Origin of the sequence: Alteromonas sp. McT4-15, from assembly GCF_020515205.1 — a bacterium.
GTDB lineage: Bacteria > Pseudomonadota > Gammaproteobacteria > Enterobacterales > Alteromonadaceae > Alteromonas.
Genome location: NZ_JAJALG010000014.1, coordinates 18,087 through 40,761, shown reverse-complemented (window position 1 = coordinate 40,761; position 22,675 = coordinate 18,087). Strand labels below are relative to the sequence as shown.

Here is a 22,675-nt window from a genome sequence, read left to right as displayed (position 1 = left end):
TAGATGGGATGATCGGACGTGGATAATGGGCTCAGATGCGTCCCTTTCGGCCGTAACTGCATCTCATGCGTTCACCGGGAGGCCGGAAGGTTCCAGAGCTTGTAGTCCAGTCCCATGCTCGTCATGGTCATCGAAAAAGGCTTGACCTTGACGTGGTTGTAAGGGCTAGCCTTTAGAAACATATGCGAACCGCTTCGGATGGACCGAAGCCCCGTAATAAAAAAGGTAACTTCCATGCATAAAAAAATCAGGATCATTTTGGTAGCTAGCGTCATCGCGGCCGTCGGGGGGATAGCGGTGGCTGCCCGAGATGGCAAGGATGAAAGTAAACCAGCAGCACCACCAGCTGGCGCACCGATGGCACCGCAGGTGCCTGTGGCTGAGGCCATCACGCGCACAATCACGCCGTCAACTGAGTTCACCGGCTTTTTGGCCGCACCGAAGGTGGTCGAGTTGCGCTCGCGTGTGGGGGGGCCGTCGACGCGGTGAGCGTGCCCGAGGGAAGTCTGGTACGCAAGGGGCAATTGTTGTTCCAGATTGACCCACGGCCTTTCCAAGTCGCGCTCGACACCGCCACGGCGCAGTTGCGGCAGGCTGAGGTGCTGTCCAGTCAGGCTCAGGCCGACTTTGATCGTGCCGAGCGGCTTGTTGCCAATGGCGCCCTGTCTCGGAAGACCTATGACGATGCAGTCTCCGCACGCAATGCGCGTCAGGCGCAGGTACAGGCGGCAAAGGCCACAGTCGCAGCGGCGCAGCTCGACCTGTCCTACGCGCGGGTATCGGCACCAATTGCCGGGCGCGTGGACCGAGTGCTGGTGACCGAGGGCAACCTGGTCAGCGGCGGCGGTGCAGGAGCAGCCACGCTACTTACCACGATCGTGTCCATCGATCCTGTGCACGTCTATTTCGACATCGATGAGGCAACCTACGTCAATGTGGTGAGCCGCTCGAGACCTGGTTCAGGGACTCATGCTTCGTTGCCCGTTCAAGTAGGCTTGAGCACTGACAGAAACTTTCCGTACAAGGGCGTGCTCGACTTCGTCGGCAATGCGATTGATAGAAGTACCGGCACGATCCGCGCTCGCGCGGTCGTCCCCAACCCTGATGGACGGCTGACGCCTGGGCTGTTTGCGAGGGCCAAGCTCTCCACCGCAAGCTCTCGGCAGGCCGTCCTCATCGACGACCAAGCGGTTGGCACCGATCAAGGCCGAAACTATGTTCTGGTCGTGGGTGAAAACAACCAAGCTCAGTATCGTCCGATTGAGCTGGGTCCCGTAGTCGACGGTCTGCGCGTTATAAACGGTGGCCTGCAGGGTGGCGAAAAAATCATAATCAAAGGCCTCGTACGACCTGGTATGACTGTCACGCCGCGCATGGTGCCCATGCAGGGGCCGGCAGCACCGGCCGCCGGCGCTCCCGACGCGACTAAGACTGCGGCTAGTGCCCCGGCAGTCCCTGCGGAGTCTGCCAAGGCCGCTGGGGCGGCTGGGGCCGATCAGGTCAAGGCTGACAGCGCAGCTGGCTCAGCGGAGGCTCGCAAATGAATTTCCCCCGTTTCTTCATCAACCGCCCTATCTTCGCAATCGTCCTTTCGGTGCTGATGCTGATCGCGGGCGCGATCAGCTACTTCCAGTTGCCACTGAGCGAGTACCCTCAGGTTACCCCCCCAACGGTACAGGTCACGGCGAGCTATCCCGGCGCCAATCCGCAAGTGATTGCCGACACCGTGGCATCGCCGCTAGAGCAAGCCATCAACGGCGTGGAAGGCATGATGTACATGCAGTCCCAGATGTCCACGGACGGAAAGATGGTGCTCACCATCTCTTTCGAGCAACACATCAACGCCGATATCGCGCAAATCCAGGTGCAGAACCGGGTGTCGCGTGCGCTACCCCGGTTGCCACCCGAGGTCCAACGCATCGGCGTTGTGACTGAGAAGACCGCGCCCGACATCCTGATGGTTGTGAACATGCTATCGCCAGGGGATCGTTACGACCCGCTGTATGTGTCCAACTACGCGATGCTCAACGTCCGTGACGAACTGGCACGCCTGCCGGGCATCGCCAACGTGTTGCTTGGTGGTGAGGGTGAGTACGCGATGCGGGTCTGGCTCGACCCCGAAAAGGTTGCGTCTCGTGGCATGACCGCTAGCGATGTGGTCGCCGCCATTCGGGAGCAGAACGTGCAGGTTGCGGCCGGCTCTATCGGTCAGCAGCCTAACGCCTCGTCTGCCTTTCAGGTCACCGTCAACGCACTCGGGCGTCTCACCACCGAAGAGCAATTCGGCGATATCGTCATCAAGGCTGGCACCCACGGCCAGGTTACACGCTTGCGCGACGTGGCACGTGTGGAGTTAGGTGCGGAGAACTACACCATGCGCGCCCAACTTGATGGCGGCAACACGGTTGGCATTCAGATCCTGATGACGCCTGGCTCCAATGCACTAGATGTGTCTAGCGCGGTACGCGCGACGATGGATCGTCTACAAGCAAGCTTTCCAGAGGGCATCGAGTACAAGATCGCCTACGATCCTACGGTCTTCGTGCGGGCCTCGCTTCAGTCTGTAGCGGTCACGCTGCTAGAGGCGATTCTGCTGGTGGTGATCGTGGTGGTGCTGTTCCTGCAATCCTGGAGAGCGTCGATCATCCCGCTGATCGCCGTGCCGGTCTCGCTGGTCGGCACCTTCGCCGTAATGCACATGTTCGGCTTCTCGTTGAACACACTGTCATTGTTCGGCCTCGTACTCTCAATCGGCATTGTTGTGGACGACGCCATCGTCGTGGTAGAAAACGTGGAGCGCCACATGGCACTTGGCGAGTCGCCCAAGGACGCAGCGCTCAAAGCCATGGACGAGGTTACTGGCCCGATCCTGGCCATCACCTCGGTGCTGGCGGCGGTCTTCATTCCCTCGGCGTTCCTGTCTGGGCTGCAAGGCGAGTTCTATCGCCAGTTCGCGCTGACCATCGCGTTCTCGACCATTCTATCGGCGATCAATTCGCTCACACTGTCGCCCGCGCTGGCCGCCATCCTGCTCAAGCCGCATCATGGCGCGGCCCAGCCCGATCGAGTCACGCGCCTCATCGACGGCCTGTTTGGTGGCTTCTTCCGCCGCTTCAACCGCTTCTTTGACAGCGCCTCGAATGCTTATGTCGGAGGCGTGCGCCGCGCAGTTCGCGGAAGTGCTGTGGTGCTGCTGCTCTATGTCGGTTTCCTGGGGTTGACGTGGCTGGGCTTTCATAAGGTACCTGCCGGCTTTGTGCCCGCACAGGACAAGTATTACCTCGTGGGCATCGCCCAGCTTCCGACTGGTGCCTCGCTGGACCGCACCGACGCGGTTGTCAAGGAAATGAGCAAGATCGCGCTTGCCGAGCCTGGCGTCGAAAGCGTGATGGCATTCCCCGGCTTCTCCTTCAACGGCCCAGTGAATCAGCCCAACACCGCGCTGGTGTTCGCCATGCTCAAGCCCTTCAACGAACGAAAGGACCCGTCGTTGTCGGCGTTCGCCATTCAAGGCAGGCTCATGGGCAAATTCAGTCAAATACCGGACGGCTTCGTCGGGATTTTTCCTCCGCCACCAGTGCCTGGTCTGGGTTCAATGGGCGGCTTCAAGTTGCAGATCGAAGACCGTGCGGGCCTGGGGCCAGACGCACTTGCACAGGCCCAAGGTCAGATCATGGGCAAAGCCATGCAAGCGCCTGAGCTGGCCAACATGTTGGCCAGCTTCCAGGCCAATGCTCCACAGTTGCAGGTGGACATCGACCGCGTAAAGGCCAAGTCGCAAGGTGTGTCGCTGACCGAAGTTTTTGACACGCTGCAGATCAATCTGGGCTCGCTTTATGTCAATGACTTCAATCGATTTGGCCGAACTTACCGAGTGATGACGCAGGCCGATGCGAAGTTCCGTATGCAGGCTGAAGACATTGGCATGCTGAAGGTGCGGAACGCTTCGGGGGACATGATCCCGTTGAGCGCGATCGCGACGATCACACGTAGCTCCGGTCCCGATCGAGTGATGCACTACAACGGGTTCCCATCAGCTGACATCAGCGGCGGACCAGCACCGGGCTATTCGTCTGGCCAGGCTACTGCCGCGATCGAGAAGATCGTGAGCGAATCGCTGCCGGACGGCATGACCTACGAATGGACTGACTTGACGTTCCAAGAAAAGCGGGTTGGCAACACCTCCATCTACATTTTTGCGTTGGCAGTGCTGTTGGCATTCTTGTTCCTGGCCGCTCAGTACAACAGTTGGTCGCTTCCATTCGCTGTTCTGTTGATCGCGCCCATGGCGTTGCTTTCGGCGATCGCCGGTGTTTGGCTTACGGGCGGCGACAACAATATCTTCACGCAAATTGGCTTCGTGGTGCTCGTAGGCCTGGCAGCCAAGAATGCAATTCTGATCGTGGAGTTTGCCCGTGCCAAGGAGAGTGAAGGTGTCGATCCGTTGGCGGCCGTGCTTGAAGCGGCGCGGCTGCGGCTGCGCCCGATTCTGATGACGTCACTGGCTTTTATCGCTGGCGTGATACCGCTGGTGCTCGCGAGTGGAGCGGGTGCCGAGATGCGTCACGCAATGGGTATCGCTGTGTTCGCCGGCATGTTGGGCGTGACGGCATTCGGTCTGGTGCTCACGCCGGTGTTCTACGTCGTAGTGCGCAAGCTGGCGTTGCGTCGTGAAGCCAGTCAAGCCCGCGTCGGTATGAGCGACAAGCATAACGGCCAGGAGGAATTTTGAGATGAAGAAACCTTTCGCACTCACACAACCTGCCAAGAGCTTGGCACCGGTAGCTTTCGCGATAGCGTTAGCCGGTTGTTCCATGGCACCCAAGTACGATCGGCCGCCAGCGCCGATTGATATAGCATATCCTTCGGGCGCGGCCTATGCAGAACCGGCGAAAGCGACGTCAGAGGCCCCAGCCACGGACGCGGCCGATATCGGCTGGCGAGATTTCTTCCGCGACCCGCTGTTGCAACAATTGATCGGTATCGCGCTGGAGAGCAACCGCGACATGCGCAAAGCTGCGCTCAACGTTGAGGCGGCGCAGGCACTGTACCGCATTCAGCGCGCTGAGGTGCTCCCGAACTTGGGGGTATCCGGCAGAGGGGCCGCAGAACGACTGCCAGCCGATCTCAGCAACACCGGCGCTGCCGACGTCGTGCGTCGTTACGAGGTTGCTGGGGTGACCGCTGCCTGGGAACTGGACGTCTGGGGCCGTATCCGCAGCCTCAGCAACCAAGCGCTGGCTTCCTACTTGGCTATGGACGAGACTCGCATAGCGACGCAGATGAGTTTGATCTCTGAGGTTGCTAACGCCTATCTCACGTTGCGGGCTGACCAGGAGTTACTGCAGTTAACAGGCGAGACGCTCGGCACGCAAAAGCGTTCGCATGAACTTACTGCCCAACTGTTCGAGGCTGGCAATGCCACGCAACTTGACGTGCGCCGCTCGGAAATTGCACTGCGTACAGCCGAGGCCAACTTCGCGGACTACACACGTCAAACGGCCAAAGACCGAAACGCGCTAGTGCTACTGCTCGGCCAGCCGCTGACGCTTGAGCTGTCGCAGCAACTTGACAAAGCCATAGTGCTGCCGGATGGCATCGTGCCGACCGAACTGCCCAGTGGCCTACCTTCTGAGTTGCTCGTGCGCCGACCGGATGTGCGCGCGGCCGAGCAGGTACTTCTGGGTGCCAACGCCAGTATCGGAGCAGCGCGAGCCGCTTTCTTCCCCACCATCAGCTTGACGGGTTCTGCGGGGACGGCAAGCGCATCGCTTGATGGGCTCTTCGAATCGGGTTCGCGCGCCTGGAGCTTCTTGCCGCAGATTACGGTGCCTATTTTCCGGGGTGGCGCGTTGCGCGCCAATCTGGATGTGGTGCACGTAAAAAAGCGCATCGAGATCGCCAACTACGAGAAGTCCATTCAAGTTGCTTTTAGTGAAGTGGCTGATGGCCTTGCCGGCAAGCGAACACTTGATGAGCAGATTCGTTCAGAGCAATTCCTGGTTGCTGCTAGTCAGGGCATGTATGACCTGGCCGAGCAACGTTTCAGGGAAGGTGTGGACGATAACCTCACCTTGCTTGACGCGCAGCGTACGCTGTACAGCGCGCAGCAGACGTTGGTGCGTACGCGTCTGGCTCGGTTGAGCAACCTTATCGCGCTCTACAAGGCTCTGGGAGGCGGGTGGACAGAGAGCACACCAAGTGGTGTGGCGCAAGCGAGTCGATAGTTAGTTTTTCCCTACTGGCACTGGTATTGGATATTCGTACCAAGAAATGACGCATGGTGGCAGTCGCCTCCATGCGTGTGTAGATGAGTATGAAAACCGGCGAGCTTGCAAAGCTAACGAGGACTCTCTGGGTTCTACGAGGCTCAGGGTCTTTTACCTGCTCCTGATCGTTATAGCAACAACTAAAGGCAATAAAGGCAGGAGCAAGTTGAGCGGTTGCAGCTTATACTAAGTTGCAAAGTATTAGGTATCAGTCTGGAGCAGATCCGGACTATCTCAGGGGGTAGCTTTGACCGACATTTTTAATGTATTACAGGTAAATTTGGGATCGCTTTACGTCAATGATTTTAATGGATTTGGCCGTACCTACCGTGTAATAACTCAAGCTGATGCCCCATTCCGTATGCAGGCAGACGATATTGGATTATTGAAAGTCAGGAATTCTGCTGGTGATATGATCCCTTTATAAGTATTGATCAATATCAAACTAACTTCAGACGCTGATCGCGTTATGAGATACAACGGCTATCCATCCGCTGATATTACGGGAGTTACTGCATCAGGATATTCTTCTGGTCAGGCTACAGATGCTATTGAGAAAATAGTTAAGGAAAATCTACATGAAGGTATGGCGTACGAATGGACTGATCTGACCTATCAGGAAAAATTAGCGGGCAATTCCGCACTGTATATTTTCCCATTGGCGGTATTCTTTGCATTCTTGATTCTTGCCGCTCAGTACAACAGTTGGTCGCTTCCATTTGCTGTGCTGCTTATTGCACCAATGGCACTCCTTTCTGCAATTGGCGGTATATGGATCTAAACGGTGATAATAACATCTATACTCAAATTGGCTTCGTTGTTTTAGTCGGGCTGGCCGCAAAAAATGCCATTTTAATCGTTGATTTTGCAAGGACTCAGGAGAATTAGTGACGATCACCGCTTGGGGCCGTACTCGAGGCAGCGTACTTACGTTTGCGTCCTATTTTGATGACTTCTCTTGTATTTATTGCTGGTGTGATATCTCTTGTACTAGCTAGTGGTGCTGGAGCAGAAATGCGTCACGCCATGGGTATTGCAGTGTTTGCCGGTATGCTTGGTGTAACCTTCTTTGGATTACTACTTACGCCGGTGTTTTACGTTATAGTAAGAAATCTGTCATTAAGAAAAAACGCAGAAAGTATAGTCAATCTTTAGTGAAAAGATATCAGAGTGAAATGAGTTTAGACCTTGACCTTACAACAGTGGAAAGCCCTACAATCAGAAGTACTCAAACCAAACTGGAGGTATATAAATGCAATTTCATTTAGAAAATATGACATGTGGGGGCTGCGCCCGGACGGTAACTAAAGCAATTAAGGATATAGACCCAGAGGCTACAGTTTTAACTGATCCTCCGACTCGTAAGGTGACGGTAAAAACTTCATTATCAGTTGAAAAGGTCTCCTATGCTCTAATTGAAGCAGGCTTCCCTCCTCGGGATTAGTATTTTCCTTTTACGGTTGCCTCCTGAATGAGGCAACTTTAAATTTCGCATTCAGGGCATTCATTCATAGACTGGACCTTAAGAATTAAGCCCATGCAGTATCCCATCTAACGTGATGTTTTGTTTGTCTTTTGACTGTTGGGCTTTTTGGGCGTTCTTCGTTATATAACGGGTCGCCCAATCTATCCTCTCCGCTATTTCTGACCATGCGTGCTGGCTGATGCTTTCAAGATCGGCAACAGCCAAATTTCCACATTTTTGGCGGCCTTGAATAGCTAGACTGATGGCATGATTTGAAGAAAGACGCTTCGCCGAATGATCAGAGCGAGCAGGCTTGACCATACCAAACCATCTACAATCGCTTTCTGTGCCGCCATAAATTTCTGCAAGTTTGTATGGGATTTCAACTCTTTGAATCGCAACTTCACCTGCCAGCGACAACGATAGATTGCCATAACATCATCCGCTTAGTAGGTTTCCCGCGGGAGGTTGATAAGCCAGATGCAAAATCGTATTTCTCCGGCAAAACAGAGCCTTATTACTCTGAATATCTGCTTTCCTCGACGAACTTGCAAATCGAGCGTAAGCGCCTCATAAACCGCGCATTCTAATCACCTAACACGCAGAATAAGATCAAGTCTCCAACCATAAGGAGATTTAAAATGGCAAACGATGCACCAACCAATAATGGCAAACGCTAATCAAGCAATCTGAATCGAGTTCATTATCAACACTCACATTTTGTAAGCTCAATCAACTCAATCCCTCAACGTTCTCTGCCAAGCGCCAGCAACTCAACAACACTGGCGCATCTCAAGGTTTTGTTAGAGCAGAAGTCGTTGAAAAGATAACTCAGTATCAGGCCCAAGTGGCAACCGCCAACATGACACTCTTCGTCAATGATATCGAACTGCGCAATCCCCAATGCACGCCAGTAAGTAACCTGGCTGAACTCATCGGTGCGCTATCATGAAAGGCATGCTGAGCTCACTAGAGATTTATCTGTATCGTGAAAGTGTCGATTTTAGAAAGTCCATCAACGGCCTTGCCGCGATTATCGAAAGTGACACCGATTTACCGTTAGTAAGTGGCGCATTATTCCTGTTCACCAAAAACAGCGCGATAAAATCAAAGTGTTGTGCTGGCGTGTGCCACGAACAAAAGGTTAATACCTTTTGGATCTGTATTTCTGATGAGAGAAGGCCTCTCGAAATCTACCTGTAGGGGGCGGTTTCAAAACCACCAAGTGCTTCTGTAAAGTGCGGTTTGGAGACTTATCTGATCGCTCATTCAACACTGAGTTCACCTTCGCAGGTGATCTACACTTCGGAGCAGCTATTTAGTAAGGTATTCAATTCTTCAATCTATCTAACCGAGTCCACATAGGACAACTGCATAGACTGGAGCCTCGATTTACATTAACGAGGACTCCTCATGCGAAAACTATCTCCATTTATTCTGGCGCTTGCGCTGTCTCCTTTTGTTCAAGCTGAACCTGTGTCTGAAGTGTCGCCCGTTGGCAAAATTGACGGCATGGTTTCTTTACCTGTCACGGGTATGAAAGCGGTCGAAAGCAATAACCGTATTATTTTTATGTCAGACAGTGGCCGGTTCGTCATTGATGGCACGCTCTATGATGCCTGGTCCAAAAAGCCGCTTACCAGCCTTGAAGAAATTCGAGAAGCGGGAAACACGCTGGACTTAAGTCGCCTTGGCTTAAAAATGGCTGATTTGAACCCACTGACTTTAGGCGAAGGCAAAAAGAAAGTGGTGGTCTTTGTTGACCCTCGGTGCCCACATTGCCATGAGCTTTTGAAACAAGCCCTGCCGTTAACCAAAGAATACACCTTCCAAATTCTCCCTGTGCCAGTGCTTGGTCCAGATTCAGAGCGTCAGGTTCGCCAGCTTGGCTGTGCGCGTGACAAGAAAGCGGCCACCGATGCATTGCTGAATGGCCGGATTGGTAACCTAGAACAGGATGATGCCTGCAACTTAGAACCAATGCAGCGTACCTTGGTGACGGCTCAAATTCTGGGCATTCAAGGTGTGCCTTTCATTGTCGCCAATGATGGTCGCATCAGCCGAGGTCGTCCTTATGACCTTTCTGCTTGGTTGGAGGGGCGTTAATGAAAGCCTCTTTGTATTCAGGACAACGCGCTTCAGAGCTATTGCCAGTATTGGCCTATTCAGACGATGAGCAACTGTTTTTCATGGAAGACCAAAGTGTTGGCTTTGGTTTTCTATGTGACCCATTGCCGGGTGGTGATGAGTCTGTTGCAGACAGGGTTAATGTTCTACTCAACAACGACTGGCCAAAAGACACTTTGCTGCAATTTGGCCTTTACGCCTCGCCTGATATTCAAACCGACCTTCAGCGCATGATGGGCTTACGGCATCGTCAATCTGATCCATTGCTTAGGGCGTCGATACGCAAACGTGCGGATTTCCTCGATGGGGGCACGGTTCAATCGATAGAAGAATCGACCCAGACTCAGGTACGCAACTTTCAACTGATCGTCACCTGCAAATTGCCTTTGGAAAGTCCTATTCCGACGGAGCGTGAGTTGAGTCGAGCATCCGCGCTTCGGGCTTCTTTCTCGCAAGCGCTGGCAACGGTTGGTTTTCGCGTCACTGAGATGACTGACCGAAACTGGCTCGCGGCAATAAGTGCTCAGCTTAACTGGGGAAAAGATGCTTCCTGGCGTAATCCATCACCAATCCGCAGTGAGGCAGATAAACCACTTCGGGAGCAAGTGTTGGATTATGACCGAGCTATCAAGGTGGATAGCCAAGGTCTGATGCTGGGCGATTACCGAGTTAAAACCTTATCGTTTAAACGCTTGCCTGAGCGGATCTGGTTTGGTCATGCCGCAAGTTTTGCGGGCGATATGATGACGGGCAGTCGCGGTTTACGCGGCAGCTTTTTGCTAAATGTCACCATTCACTTTCCCTCAGCTGAGGCGATGCGATCTCGTTTAGAGACGAAGCGTCAGTGGGCGGTCAATCAGGCCTATGGCCCGATGCTCAAGTTTGTGCCGGTGCTTGCAGCCAAGAAAAAGAGATTTGATGTTCTTTTTGAAGCTTTGCAAGAAGGTGATCGTCCTATTCGGGCAAATATGACTTTGACGCTGTTTTCCCCAACGGAAGAAGCGTCCATCAGTTCTGTTTCAAATGCTCGAACCTATTTCAAAGAACTCGGATTTGAGCTGATGGAAGACAAGTACTTCTGTTTGCCCATTTTTCTGAATGCCCTGCCATTTGGTGCCGACCGCCAGGCGATGAACGACTTGTTTCGATTCAAGACCATGGCGACACGGCATGTGATCCCTCTGTTGCCTTTGTTTGCGGATTGGAAAGGCACTGGCACGCCGGTGATTAACTTTGTTTCCCGTAATGGCCAGATCATGAGTGTGTCCCTTTATGACTCGGGCAGTAATTACAATTGTTGCATCGCGGCGCAATCGGGATCGGGTAAGTCATTCCTGGTGAACGAAATCATCTCCTCCTACCTATCAGAAGGCGGGCAATGCTGGGTGATTGATGTTGGCCGCTCTTATGAAAAGCTGTGTGAAGTCTATGACGGTGAGTTCTTACAGTTCGGGCGAGACAGTGGCATTTGCTTAAATCCGTTTGAAATCGTTGAGGACTATGACGAAGAAGCGGATGTGTTGGTTGGGTTATTGGCCGCAATGGCCGCACCTACGCAGTCATTAACCGATTTTCAGATGGCAAACCTAAAGCGTCAGACCCGTGAACTGTGGGAGAAAAAAGGTCGTGCCATGTTGGTTGATGATGTGGCAGAGGCTTTAAAAAATCATGAAGACCGACGTGTGCAAGACGTGGGTGAGCAGCTCTATCCGTTTACGACACAGGGCGAATATGGCCGATTCTTTAATGGCCACAACAATATTCGCTTCAAAAACCGTTTCACCGTTCTGGAGTTAGAAGAGCTTAAGGGGCGTAAGCATCTACAACAAGTAGTGTTGCTTCAGCTTATCTACCAAATCCAACAAGAGATGTACTTAGGTGAGCGGGATCGTCGCAAGATTGTGTTCATTGATGAAGCTTGGGATCTGCTGACTCAAGGTGATGTCGGTAAGTTCATTGAGACGGGTTACCGTCGATTTCGAAAATATGGCGGCAGTGCTGTAACGGTAACGCAGTCGGTCAACGATTTGTATGACAGCCCAACAGGTAAAGCCATCGCTGAAAACTCGGCCAATATGTACCTGCTTGGCCAAAAAGCTGAAACCATCAACGCGCTCAAAAAAGAAGGCCGCTTGCCACTAGGTGAAGGCGGCTATGAATACCTGAAAACGGTTCATACCGTCACGGGTGTCTATTCCGAGATTTTCTTTATTACCGAAATGGGCACCGGGATTGGCCGCCTCATTGTCGATCCGTTTCACAAGCTGTTGTACTCGTCCCGTGCAGAAGATGTAAACGCGATTAAACAGTTAACGCGCAAAGGCCTTTCTGTTGCTGATGCCATCTCTCAGTTGTTGAAGGAGCGAGGCTATGAATAAGACCACGCTTTGGCCATTTATGGCCTCTATTACTTTGTCTATTGCAGGCAGCGGTTTAATGACCAGCTGGCTCTTAATGAAAACACTCGAACCCATCCACAGCCAGTTGGCGTTAAGTACGCCCATTGCAGTCGTAGATTTTGGGGAGGCGGTGTTGTCACTGGGCCCCAATGCCAGCGAACAAGACATCGAATCCAGGTTGCTTCAGACCAATCAGCAAATTGAAAAGTTAAAAACAGCCGGTTTTATCGTGCTGGATGCCCAAGCGGTGGTGGGTGCTGATGATTCCGTATTTGTGCCAGTAGGCTCAAAGGAGGTGTCTCATGCAGATACTCCGTAAAAGAATGCCTTGGCGGCCATACCTCATCCGGTTGACTGTTCTTGCGTTAATCATGGCCTTGGTAGGCACCTACGCCATGATGCGCTACCGAATAGGTATTGATACCCAGCAAGAGCGCTGCCTGCCTGATACCACGGTGTATCTGATTGACCTATGGAATAAAGAGCCCGTTAAGGATGGTTTGTATGCCTTCCACTCAAAAGGACTTGCTCCGTTATATAACGACGGTACTCGGATGCTGAAACGCCTAACAGGGATGCCAGGGGATGAAGTCAAGGTGACGCCTGAGCATGTACTGGTGAATGGTGCTGAAGTCTCTACCGGCATGGCATTAGCCCAGCGTCTTGGTGTGGCTGAAACAGAATTTAGCCGCTCATTGACGCTGCAAGAAAACGAGTATTGGTTTTCCGGTGAGGCCGCAACGAGTTTCGACTCCCGCTATTGGAACGCCGTTAAGCGCGAGCAGATTGTCGGTCGCGCTTGGCCGCTTTGGTAGGAGGTAGATGATGCAAAGACTATGTCTCTTATTTTTGTTGGTTGCGCCATTGGCTTGGGTTCAAGTGTCCTGGGCACAAGAGCCTTTTCCGTTGTCTTACGAAGACAAAAAGATCGTCGAAATGAGCCGCAGCATTTTACAAAGTGCTGTGGATGGTTCATCTGAATTTATTGAGCCTTTTGCACCGATTGAACAACCTGCGTCGCTCAAACACAACGATGAATGGTTGATTTTTGCGTCGTCTTCACTGGGAGATTCGTCACTGAAGCAGCTATTTAAAGAGGCCAGTGCTACCGGCGCTATTGTGTTGTTTCGGGGAATTCCTGAAGGAAAGACCTTGGGGGCGGCTATCCGTGATTGGCATACGCTGATGACGGGGCTTGATCCTGTTCCTCAGGTTCGAATCGATCCGAAAGCCTTTGTGCACTGGCGGGTGACTAGCGTGCCTGCCATTTTCCGCATAGAAGATGACAAGGTGACTGCAAGTGCACTAGGGGTTTACAGCAACGACTGGTTGCAGCGTCAAATTGAAACAGGCAATACCGGTTCATTGGGTCAACGCGGTCCTATTCATTCCATTTTAGAACCGGATTTGATGCAAGTGGCGATGCAGCGTTTACAGTCGATTGACCTGGGCGCATTAAAGAAAAAAGCCATTGAGCGTTTCTGGTCTCGCCAAACTTTCACTGACTTACCCAAAGCCACGCAGTATCGGATAAGAATGGTTGATCCAACCATCGTCATGAAGCGGCCACTATTGGATGCCAATGGCCGAACATTGATCCCAGCAGGAACGCGTATTAACCCGCTAAAAGCCTTGCCGTTTACTCAGCAGCTTGTGGTGTTTAATGCGTCGAACGCTGAAGAAGTGGACGCAGTTGCGCATTGGCTTGAGACGCAAGATAGGACACTGCGCCGCATTACGCTTATCACCACGCAGCTCGACCGTACTCAAGGTTGGAATAGCCTCAATGCGCTCGAAAAGACATTGGACAGTCCGGTTTACCTTCTCAATGCCTCGCTAAAGCAGCGCTTTGATCTGCAAGTCACCCCATCGTTTGTTCAAGCAAAGGGGCTCGCGTTTGAAATAGAAGAAATTCCAGCAAAGGAGCTTGTTCATGAAAAAGCTCAATAATACGTATCGTCTGTTGCGGACTCTCGTTGTCATGTTTGTCCTGGGCGCATCTATTTCTGCTAAAGCCGAACTGACCTGCCCAGACGCGGGTTTATTGTCCGGTAAGTTGCTGACGGATGTTTGCTGGTCATGCATTTTTCCTATCCGGGTTGCAGGTCTTCCACTTGGCTCTGGCAGTGTCCCAAGCGGCGCATCAAACAAGTCGTTTTGCTTATGTGAAGACAACTTAGGTGTGCCAAGGCCAGGTATTGTTACCAGCATGTGGGAGCCAGCGCGTCTGATTGAACTGGTCAGAACGCCGGGTTGTTCGCCTTCACTGGGAGGGATTCGCTTACCGTTAGGTGATAGGCGATTGCAAGGTGGTCATGGTGAAGGTGAATACGATACCGGTGATCTTGCTTTCTATCATTACCATTATTACGCCTTTCCGCTTTTGGTCATGCTCGATTTGTTCATGGATGGCAATTGCAATGCCGATGGTTACATGGATTTTGACTTGATGTATTTGTCGGAATTGGACCCAACATGGCTGAACGATGAACTGGCCTTTTTTACTCAGCCTGAAGCTGCTGCTGTTGCTAATCCATTGGCTATCTCTGCTTGTACCGCTGACGCTGCTTCATCAACGCTTGGTAAACCCATCGATCAGTTGTTTTGGTGTGCTGGCAGTTGGGGCCATCTCTATCCGTTATCTGGCCACACCTTAGCCTTTGGTTCATTAGCAGAAAACACCAGCCATTTAGCGGCGCGTGCAATCGCGGCTCAACACAGGCGTGGTCTTGCAAGACGAACAATGGGGAGCAGTGCGCTATGCCGACCTGTTATCGAACCCATGCTGCCGAAATCCCAATACAAGATGAGTATGTTCTTCCCTGTACCGGAAACTGAAAGTGCGCATGTCATCGGTGAAAGCACCATGAAATGGGGAGAGTGGCGAACGATCCCCGGTGCCGGTGAAGATGCGCTCTACATTTTGTGGCGCTGGCAAGACTGCTGTAACTCGGGAGGTTAACCATGAAACCAACACTTTTTACCCGAGTTTTAGCGGGTATTTTATCAATCACTATGGCGTGCCTGCCCTTACATGGTGTGGCCGCTGATGTGCAGCGCCAATCCGGCTTAAGCGGACAACAAGAAGGTAAGCAATTGCTGCAAAACTGGACGATGCCCGCACTCAATGGCAATACATTGTCGGTGCCGAATGGCAGTGGTAATGAGTCCATTAACTTGCAAGAGCTTTTCCCTGGTATGGATCAGGGCTCATTGGATGTCTTAACGGGCGTTTATGGCTCTGATGCCAGCATGAATCAATTGGGGACACAGCGCCAAGAGAGCATGGCATCCGAAAGTGGCGCTACGGGTGAAGCATTTCGTTCGCTACAGGAAATCAAAGACAGGTCTCGGCCAGATATGGTCAATGATCCGCTTTGGGCATTAACTGATGCGGTTCAAACTGACCCAAATCTATTAACGCAAAGCTTCCCCGGCTGTGAGTCTCAAGGTGAAGGCAGCCCAAACTACCAGCAATGTGACAGGCTCAATACAGCGGTTAACAGCTGCACGATTACTCACGATTACACGGCAGGCATTATTGAGCATGTTTCAGGACCAATGAACCTTCGCTCTTGTGGTGAGGGATGTCTTGAAGTTTGGATTGGACGAATTGGCGACAACTACTGGAGTGGCCGTTGTAAAGTGTTTGAACAGGCCATCACACTCAAAGTCGTGAACCCCGATGCGATTACCTCAGCCGTTCTTGAATACGCCAAATGGGATGACTACATGCAAGTGTGGCTTGGTGATCAGAAAGTCTGGTCTGGGCCGAACAATAACTTTCCACCAGAAACGGCTGGCCGCTGCGAGCTCAGTACAAGTTGGGAGCGCAATCCTAATACTGACTTAACCTCTAAGCTAAAAGCGGTAGAGCCCGGTTTAGAAGTGCCAGTAAAAATTCGCGTATCGGTAACGGGTAGTGGTGAGGGGTATGCACGTATCAAGGTGCGCTTTGATCCAACCAAGGTGGTGATGAATGATAGTTGGTCGCCACAATCCTGTATCGAACAAGCAGCGGATATCCCGACTAAGTTTTCAGACTACAGCATTCAATGCACGGATCAGCCGTCTTCAACCAACGGATGTACGGTGGTCAATGGTGTTTCAGTTTGTGAATCCTACTTTGCTCCAAGCCCTGTGGCTGGCATATCGCCTTTGTGTCGGCGTGTACAAGTCAGTGTGGATGATGAAAGCTATAAGGGGATTGAAAATCAGGCCTGCCAAGTGCTTGAAGCGAATCCTTCCTGTGGATTCATGTCGTCAGAATGTGCCGAAACCAATGATAAAGGTGAATGCATTCGTTTTACCGATACCTATGACTGTGGATTGCAAACCAGCGATCCAAAGTGCGTGGTATCCAATCTTATGCCGAGTAGTTTTGAGGCATGTGAGCCTACTCAGACGATTACGCCATTTACTGAAACCAAGCATGTACCGGATTACCAGGTGTGCGAGAAGATCAGCACGCTTACTCAGTGTCAGTTAGAACGACGTGTATCCGCTGAAACCCATCAACAAAGCTGGTCCATTGAGCGCGGTTGCTTTAGCTCTGAAACGCTCAGCTTTGTTCCACAGCACAGCAGTACCATGCAAACTGGAAACGCGACGCTGAGAGTGTTTGATAATCAAAATACTGAGATAAAAATCACCGAGTCGCCGTCCAAGGCAAATGGCTGGAAAACGACACTCTCATTGACGGGCAACAAGGAGACGGTCACAGAGACGAAACCGTCCATTAAATACCCTGAAATGACCTGTCCAAAAGGAACCTTGGTTGGCTCATTGTGCAAGGTCGTTAATGGGTCGATTATTTCGTGGCATGAACCGCAGGAAGTCACGCGTTCCAGATGTGAGTCCGGCTGGAACAAAGTCGATTTCGATACTTGCAGCCGAGAAGTTCAGAAGTGTTTGGCTCCTGCGAAACTGAGTGCTTCCTTGACCTTCTCTGGCAAATACTTAGAGCAAGACGTTGTTCATCAATCAAGTGATCCGGGCATAGACCAATGCTTGATGCAAACGGATCAGTTCACTGCGGTGCAGTGGCAGTGTTTGGATACGGGCATAAAACGAATCGACGGGTTAACAGTTGGTAGTGGCGAGTTGGCCAATCTTGGAAGCCTTTATCCGACGGTTGTTTCGTCTCCTGCTCATTTAACCAGTCGTGGCAGCTCTGATGGACTGGGGCTCTCATGCTGGAGGGCAAAAGCGACCTACAATGCTTCGACTGCTCATCCAGAATTCAACATGGGCAGCTCAGATAGCTGGGTAGATGCCAATGGTAATACACAAACCATCGTCAATAACGGACAAAACACGACCACCAATACGTGTGCCGCGCTGGAGCAAAACCCGGCCTGCCAGTATGTCAGAACCGAATGCACTGAAGGCGGGGCTGGTCATGAAGGCTTCTGTTATATCCAAAGTTTGGTGTATGACTGTGGACAAAGCGTTGAAGTGCAAAATGCACGAATGGAAACTCAATACAACTGTGAGGGGCCAGTTCGCTGTATGGGCACAGATTGTTTAGAGCCAGAGTCAATCAAGCAGGCTAACTTTGCAGAGGCCGCCGCGATGCTTAATGCGGCGCAGTTTATGACCAATGATATGTCATGCACGGGAGCTGATGGCCAAGATAACGTCGAGTGTACGGTCTTTAAAGGTAATGCTGGCCAGTGCAAAAAAGCCGTTGGCGGTATAGTGGATTGCTGTGAAAAGCCAAGTGGCGTGTCGTTATCGGATTACATCACAATGATTGTGGCGGTCAACAAGCTTGATACGGCAGTCATGGCCATGAATCCGTCGTCGGCAATCTATGGTTCCTGGAATACGCTTAGGGAGCCAATCACGAGTACTTGGAGTGCGGTCAAAGAGCCCTTTGTGTCTGCTTGGGACTCTCTTATGGGGGCTGGGCCATCAACGGCTGCTGGCGCGGGAGCGGAGCAAGCTGCGACTGGCTTCATGCAGGTGTTGACCAACAAAACGGCTGAATGGGTAGGTACGACCTTTGGTTCGGGGGCGCAATCGGCACTGTTTAGTAACGTTGGTGGCGCAGTTGGAGCCGATGGTGTCGTTTCGGGTGGTAACTTTGCGCTGGGTGGCGCTGCGGGCGCGGTTCTGAGTACGGTTATGACGGCCTACATGATTTACTCAGTCACCATGATCCTCATTCAGCTTATCTGGAAATGTGAGCAGAGTGAGTTTGAGATGAACGCTAAGCGGGTATTGAAGAGTTGCCACTATGTGGGCTCTTACTGCAAGTCTAAGTTCTTAGGTGCCTGTGTTGAGAAACGGCAATCATATTGCTGCTTTACTTCGCCGCTTTCACGGATCATTCAAGAGCAAGTGCGTCCGCAATTGGGCCTTGGCTGGGGCAGTGCGAAATCTCCAAACTGTGAAGGATTGACCGCGAGTCAGTTAAACCAGGTGGATTGGAGCCAAGTCAATCTGGATGAATGGATAGGTATCTTATCGATAACAGGCAACCTACCCGAAGTACCGTCACTGGATCTGGAAAGACTCACAGGCTCAGGAAGTACGCTAAACGTTGATGGAAATCGTCAGAGTGCCGCAGACAGAGCCCTTGAACGGCTAAACGGAATGGATGCCCAGAAACTGCGTCAGGAGGCGACGGAGGAAATTTCGGGGAATAACTAGAAGAAAAAATCTTTGTCAGCTCCAGTATATTTTGGAGCTGACATCGCGCTAGATGTTGCATTATATTTAGTAAAGAGAACGTTTTTGAGGACGGTTTATGGCTTTGCAAGTTTTGAACTGAGTAGTTTAGCTAATGACTTTTTAAATGTGCGTTAAATCGGTAATAAACTGTGCTGCATATTGAAGATATTCCTGTTGTGGAGTTCGAATTACATCCCATCTTTTAGCATAGTTAAGGGGCCTGTCGCGTTGTTTAGCGTATGTAAGAACAAGCCGACGCTTGGCACGGGATACACCAACAAAGAAAGCACACAGATTAGAATCTTGATCCCCAAAAAATATTTCGTTCTCAACGGCCAAAATTATCGTTGAGTCGAACTCCAATCCTTTGCTCTTATGGATAGTCAGAATACGCACAGCCTGATCATCAGAGAAACGAGTCAAGGCTTGAGGCAAGTCGGGGGTAAGTTCAAGCAATTCTTCAATGCGCGCTTTGGTATCTCCCACAACTTCACCTAATCTGGCATGTGACTCATAGTCAGGCGAGAGAGCAACAAGAGTCTCCATTCCTATTTTCTTCAAAAATCTACACACAGAATCCCACCATCCCGAAAACGGTTCATCCAACAACTCGGCCATGGCGATGATTTTTCGCTGTTCCTTGAAGAAGCTTTGGAAATTTTGCCTGACGCTAGACTGCACCTCGTCATCGGCAAAGGGAATCAATTGATTCATCAGCCGAATCCAGGCTTTGGGCTCTCGCTGGCCATAGAGACAGGACAAATAGTCAACAACGAGCCTTGCGGCAGGTTCGACAGTAATATCCTGCATCTCCTGCTCATTCCGGTACGGTATTCCCCTAACTTCCAATGCCACCATCAGGTGATTGGCGTAAAGATCTAGTTGTTTGGACACTAATACGGCGATTTCGGATAACGGAACCTGTTCATTTCTTATCCACCCGGCAATCAAATCGGCCAAGTACTCAGCTTCACCCTGGGCATTCTCGAATTGCCACGCGAAGACCTCTCCCTCTTCACCAGCAAGTTGGTGATCTGGCATGACGGAAGCCGGATCGAGCACGCGAATTATCTCGTTCTGCATCCGAAGCAGGCGTGGTTTTGAACGAAAGTTTCGGTACATGTTTAATGGGACCGCTGAAAAATCCCTAGCGAACGTTTGGAAAATTCCGTCCAATGCACCTGCCCATCCCATGATTTTCTGCTTGGTATCACCGACAGCAGTGAGACGAATGCTCGTACCTTGGAAGGCTACCTTCACGAGTTCATACTGCTGATCCGTGCAGTCCTGGAATTCATCCAAGAAAACATCGCTGTAAGTTTGGCGTATGGCATTTCTTGCGACAGTGGAGGCCTTAAGAATTTGAATTGCTAGCGGTACAAGATCATGAAATGTAATTTGCCTTTTTGTGACTTTTCTTTCGCCAATCGAATAATCCAGATCAAGAGCATCATTACCAGTAAGCACTACTCGGAAGCGATCAATAATACGCTTTGCAAACGCATGAAATGTGTAGCTATCAAAACGGGAAGCCAATTCTTGTCCACAGCGTTGCTGGATTCGCTCCTTCAAGTTTTTGCTGGCGTCAACTTTGAAAGAGATAGCGAGTATTCTCTTCGGATAACGGCAGGTTCCGGTTCGTAGGAGGAAGTCAGCTCTTTGTGCAAGCATTTCCGTCTTGCCCGCGCCCGGCCCCGCCGTCAGTGCAAGACAGCGCGCTTGTTCCTTCGCAGCCCGCAGTGCATTGGGTTCAAGAGTTAGCCCATCCGAAGGCAGCCATGCATCTACAGCAATCACTCGGGCAGTTCCGCAAGCTTGGCGATCACGGCATCAGTGAGTCGTCCAAATGATTCAGGCATGTTCGCCAGCAAATCCTCGTCGCTTAGTTGAGCGAGAGCTTCGATATGAGCAGCGGGCTTGCTGCCCAGTTTAAAAAGCTTGTGATACGTAGAGAAAAGATTTAACTCGTCATAGCTATATTGGGATGGGTCATGATGGCTCTTGCCTAACACGGCTTTAATTGTTGAGTCATCCGGAACTTCCTGCTGAACACCGTAAGCATCTGGGAAAGCAAGGAGCATTGAAAAATCTAAATCCATTGGAAATGAGAAAAACACACCACGCATTTCCAGCTCTGCAAATACACTCTTAGTGCCGTTTTCAAAGAAGTGGTGGGTACGAACAGGTACTTTGTCATCATTCCAATCTGATAAAGAAAAAGTATTTGGCAGAACTTTTTCAGGTTGATATAAGCCAAGTTGGTTATTTACATACTTTATTCTTCCCCAGCCCGCTTGATATCTGCCCACATCTAAATCGAGAAGGGTCAAAAATGGGATTTGCAGTGCTGATAACAGGCGCCAAAAATGATTGACATGCCTACCTCCAAGCGGAGCAATCGTAACCGCTGATTCATCAACTGGCGCACCCTTTGCTTGGAAAAGGCGCGGTAGTACAATTTCTTCGCTATCCCCTTCACCCAACACAACCAAACGTGAGAAGTAAATCTCAGGGAATGCCTGGACAGCCTCGCGTACAAACTTGTGCGCTTCATCGGTTTTAGCGGGTAATTGGATTTTCGTAATTCTTGATTGCCGGGTTTCGGTAAGTCGAAGATATCGAATATGTTCCGGATCGACACGTCGTAACATTGACGGAGCATGCGTAGCGATTAGGGCCTGAGCATCCTCGTTGCTCGTCATGGAGTTCAGAGCGCTGACAATCCGCCCCAGATAGTGAGGCGAGAGGCTGTTCTCTGGTTCCTCAAGGGCAATCAAAGTAAAGACTGGCGGACGCAATTTTTCTGGGTCAAAAGAGCCGTCCTCACCGGCAAGGACAGCACGCCCAATTGCTTGAGATGAAAGAACCAATGACAGATAGAGCATCGACTTCTGGCCGTCACTGAGTCTGGAAAAATCGACAAGATGTTCATCATGTCCAGGCGAGAATGATACGGACAAATGACGAAGCAACGCCTCGATCTCAGATGCCACAAAAGTAATCTTGGGATCTGTAAAGTAGCTGCCTTTATGAAGGGTGCCCCAAGTTTTCTTCAGGTGGGCACTAAAAGCATTGACCGATGGATTAGCAGCCAAACTCTCACTAATCTGGTCGGTGAACCCTTTGACTTCCTCCCGTTCATTTTCCCAGTTCACTGCCCGTAGCAAGCGGCCAAGCAGCGCGTTCGTTCCATATGCTATGTGGTCAGTCGGATCTCTTCTTGCGGGCAGATAGTGGACTTGTATGTGATTTCGTTCAGACCTTGGAACCGTTTGAGGATTTAGAGGCGAACCATCCGGGCCAGCTTCAAGCACATACACAAAAGTCTCATCAATATCCCCATCCAGGCCCATAGTGGCACTTAGGCGATATCGTACCCTAGGAATTCCGTCAGGGTCATCAAGGCGCATGTGACTGAAATGGGGAGCAACGGTCGAGTTATCTTCTTCATCCTCCAACTCGGGGAACACGAAGTCCGCCTCAATCCATAACTGCCTTTCTTCGGGCGCTTCTTGTTCATCGTGCGGGACATGGAAGTCTGAGCGCTGAATACGGCGTAATGATGGATCAAATGCAAACAGTCGGCACAAAGCCTGGAGTGCAGCAGTCTTGCCTGACCCGTTGGGGCCAATCAGATAGGTAATATTTTCCAGTGTCAGTTCTGTTGGTTCAGCACCAAAACTCTGAAAATTTGAAACCCGAATACTGTGCAGTTTCATCCTTTTTTCCTAATACAT

At 51.2% G+C, this 22,675-nt stretch carries 16 protein-coding genes and 4 pseudogenes; 17 read left to right on the top strand and 3 right to left on the bottom strand.

Annotated features, from left to right (window positions below; translation table 11 throughout):
• Positions 1-234: 234 nt before the first annotated feature.
• The 8 genes and pseudogenes from LHL20_RS21185 to LHL20_RS11635 all read left to right on the top strand — a co-directional run bounded on the left by LHL20_RS21185 (position 235) and on the right by LHL20_RS11635 (position 7,713).
• On the top strand, positions 235-489 hold the full coding sequence (locus LHL20_RS21185; RefSeq protein WP_269464978.1) for a hypothetical protein: 255 nt from the start codon (positions 235-237) through the stop codon (positions 487-489).
• Entirely contained in the window at positions 486-1,544 is a 1,059-nt protein-coding gene (locus tag LHL20_RS11660; protein ID WP_319003228.1) for an efflux RND transporter periplasmic adaptor subunit, read from the top strand. The genes LHL20_RS21185 and LHL20_RS11660 overlap by 4 nt, the downstream gene beginning before the upstream one ends.
• Positions 1,541-4,732, top strand: coding sequence for an efflux RND transporter permease subunit (locus LHL20_RS11655; protein ID WP_226433433.1), 3,192 nt, complete (start codon positions 1,541-1,543; stop codon positions 4,730-4,732). Before LHL20_RS11660 ends, LHL20_RS11655 begins: the two co-directional genes overlap by 4 nt.
• A 1-nt stretch (position 4,733) precedes the next feature.
• Positions 4,734-6,227: an efflux transporter outer membrane subunit gene (locus tag LHL20_RS11650; RefSeq protein WP_226433432.1), complete on the top strand. Its 1,494-nt coding sequence runs from the start codon at positions 4,734-4,736 to the stop codon at positions 6,225-6,227.
• A gap of 213 nt (positions 6,228-6,440) precedes the next feature.
• Positions 6,441-6,533 (top strand): annotated as a pseudogene (locus LHL20_RS21250) (hypothetical protein); the annotation flags it as partial.
• A pseudogene (locus tag LHL20_RS21245) lies at positions 6,517-7,050 on the top strand (efflux RND transporter permease subunit). The pseudogenes LHL20_RS21250 and LHL20_RS21245, both read left to right, overlap by 17 nt.
• Positions 7,041-7,424, top strand: a pseudogene (locus LHL20_RS21240) (efflux RND transporter permease subunit). Before LHL20_RS21245 ends, LHL20_RS21240 begins: the two co-directional pseudogenes overlap by 10 nt.
• 97 nt (positions 7,425-7,521) lie before the next feature.
• Positions 7,522-7,713 (top strand): heavy-metal-associated domain-containing protein, encoded by a 192-nt coding sequence (locus LHL20_RS11635; protein WP_015066565.1) that lies wholly within the window; start codon positions 7,522-7,524, stop codon positions 7,711-7,713.
• Positions 7,714-7,791: 78 nt separating this feature from the next.
• On the opposite strand, the pseudogene LHL20_RS11630 reads toward LHL20_RS11635, so the two are convergent.
• Positions 7,792-8,294 (bottom strand): annotated as a pseudogene (locus LHL20_RS11630) (IS4 family transposase); the annotation flags it as partial.
• Positions 8,295-8,413: 119 nt separating this feature from the next.
• On the opposite strand from LHL20_RS11630, the gene LHL20_RS21235 reads away from it, so the two are divergent.
• The 9 genes from LHL20_RS21235 to traN all read left to right on the top strand — a co-directional run bounded on the left by LHL20_RS21235 (position 8,414) and on the right by traN (position 18,917).
• Complete coding sequence (locus tag LHL20_RS21235; RefSeq protein WP_071979591.1) at positions 8,414-8,686, top strand: hypothetical protein; 273 nt, start codon at positions 8,414-8,416, stop codon at positions 8,684-8,686.
• A complete protein-coding gene (tnpB, locus tag LHL20_RS11625; RefSeq protein WP_011788498.1) occupies positions 8,683-8,937 on the top strand; it encodes an IS66 family insertion sequence element accessory protein TnpB in 255 nt (84 codons plus the stop codon). The genes LHL20_RS21235 and tnpB overlap by 4 nt, the downstream gene beginning before the upstream one ends.
• A gap of 210 nt (positions 8,938-9,147) precedes the next feature.
• The gene (locus LHL20_RS11620; RefSeq protein ID WP_015066567.1) at positions 9,148-9,840 is read left to right on the top strand and encodes a DsbC family protein; all 693 of its coding nucleotides are present in this window, start codon (positions 9,148-9,150) and stop codon (positions 9,838-9,840) included.
• Complete coding sequence (gene traC / locus LHL20_RS11615; RefSeq protein ID WP_015066568.1) at positions 9,840-12,239, top strand: type IV secretion system protein TraC; 2,400 nt, start codon at positions 9,840-9,842, stop codon at positions 12,237-12,239. The genes LHL20_RS11620 and traC overlap by 1 nt, the downstream gene beginning before the upstream one ends.
• Positions 12,232-12,579 carry a hypothetical protein gene (locus LHL20_RS11610; RefSeq protein ID WP_015066569.1) on the top strand — a complete coding sequence of 116 codons (348 nt, stop codon included), beginning with the start codon at positions 12,232-12,234 and terminating at the stop codon, positions 12,577-12,579. Before traC ends, LHL20_RS11610 begins: the two co-directional genes overlap by 8 nt.
• Positions 12,563-13,075, top strand: coding sequence for a S26 family signal peptidase (locus LHL20_RS11605; RefSeq protein ID WP_015066570.1), 513 nt, complete (start codon positions 12,563-12,565; stop codon positions 13,073-13,075). The genes LHL20_RS11610 and LHL20_RS11605 overlap by 17 nt, the downstream gene beginning before the upstream one ends.
• A 7-nt stretch (positions 13,076-13,082) precedes the next feature.
• Positions 13,083-14,210, top strand: coding sequence for a TrbC family F-type conjugative pilus assembly protein (locus LHL20_RS11600; protein WP_443983612.1), 1,128 nt, complete (start codon positions 13,083-13,085; stop codon positions 14,208-14,210).
• Positions 14,194-15,222 carry a TraU family protein gene (locus tag LHL20_RS11595; protein ID WP_015066572.1) on the top strand — a complete coding sequence of 343 codons (1,029 nt, stop codon included), beginning with the start codon at positions 14,194-14,196 and terminating at the stop codon, positions 15,220-15,222. The genes LHL20_RS11600 and LHL20_RS11595 overlap by 17 nt, the downstream gene beginning before the upstream one ends.
• A gap of 2 nt (positions 15,223-15,224) precedes the next feature.
• Positions 15,225-18,917 (top strand): conjugal transfer protein TraN, encoded by a 3,693-nt coding sequence (gene traN, locus LHL20_RS11590; protein ID WP_015066573.1) that lies wholly within the window; start codon positions 15,225-15,227, stop codon positions 18,915-18,917.
• Between the two features lie 141 nt (positions 18,918-19,058).
• On the opposite strand, the gene LHL20_RS11585 is transcribed toward traN, so the two are convergent.
• Both LHL20_RS11585 and LHL20_RS11580 read right to left on the bottom strand, forming a co-directional pair.
• Positions 19,059-20,735: a UvrD-helicase domain-containing protein gene (locus LHL20_RS11585; protein WP_015066574.1), complete on the bottom strand. Its 1,677-nt coding sequence runs from the start codon at positions 20,733-20,735 to the stop codon at positions 19,059-19,061.
• Positions 20,732-22,657 carry an ATP-dependent nuclease gene (locus tag LHL20_RS11580; protein WP_015066575.1) on the bottom strand — a complete coding sequence of 642 codons (1,926 nt, stop codon included), beginning with the start codon at positions 22,655-22,657 and terminating at the stop codon, positions 20,732-20,734. The genes LHL20_RS11585 and LHL20_RS11580 overlap by 4 nt, the downstream gene beginning before the upstream one ends.
• Between the last annotated feature and the right edge of the window lie 18 nt (positions 22,658-22,675).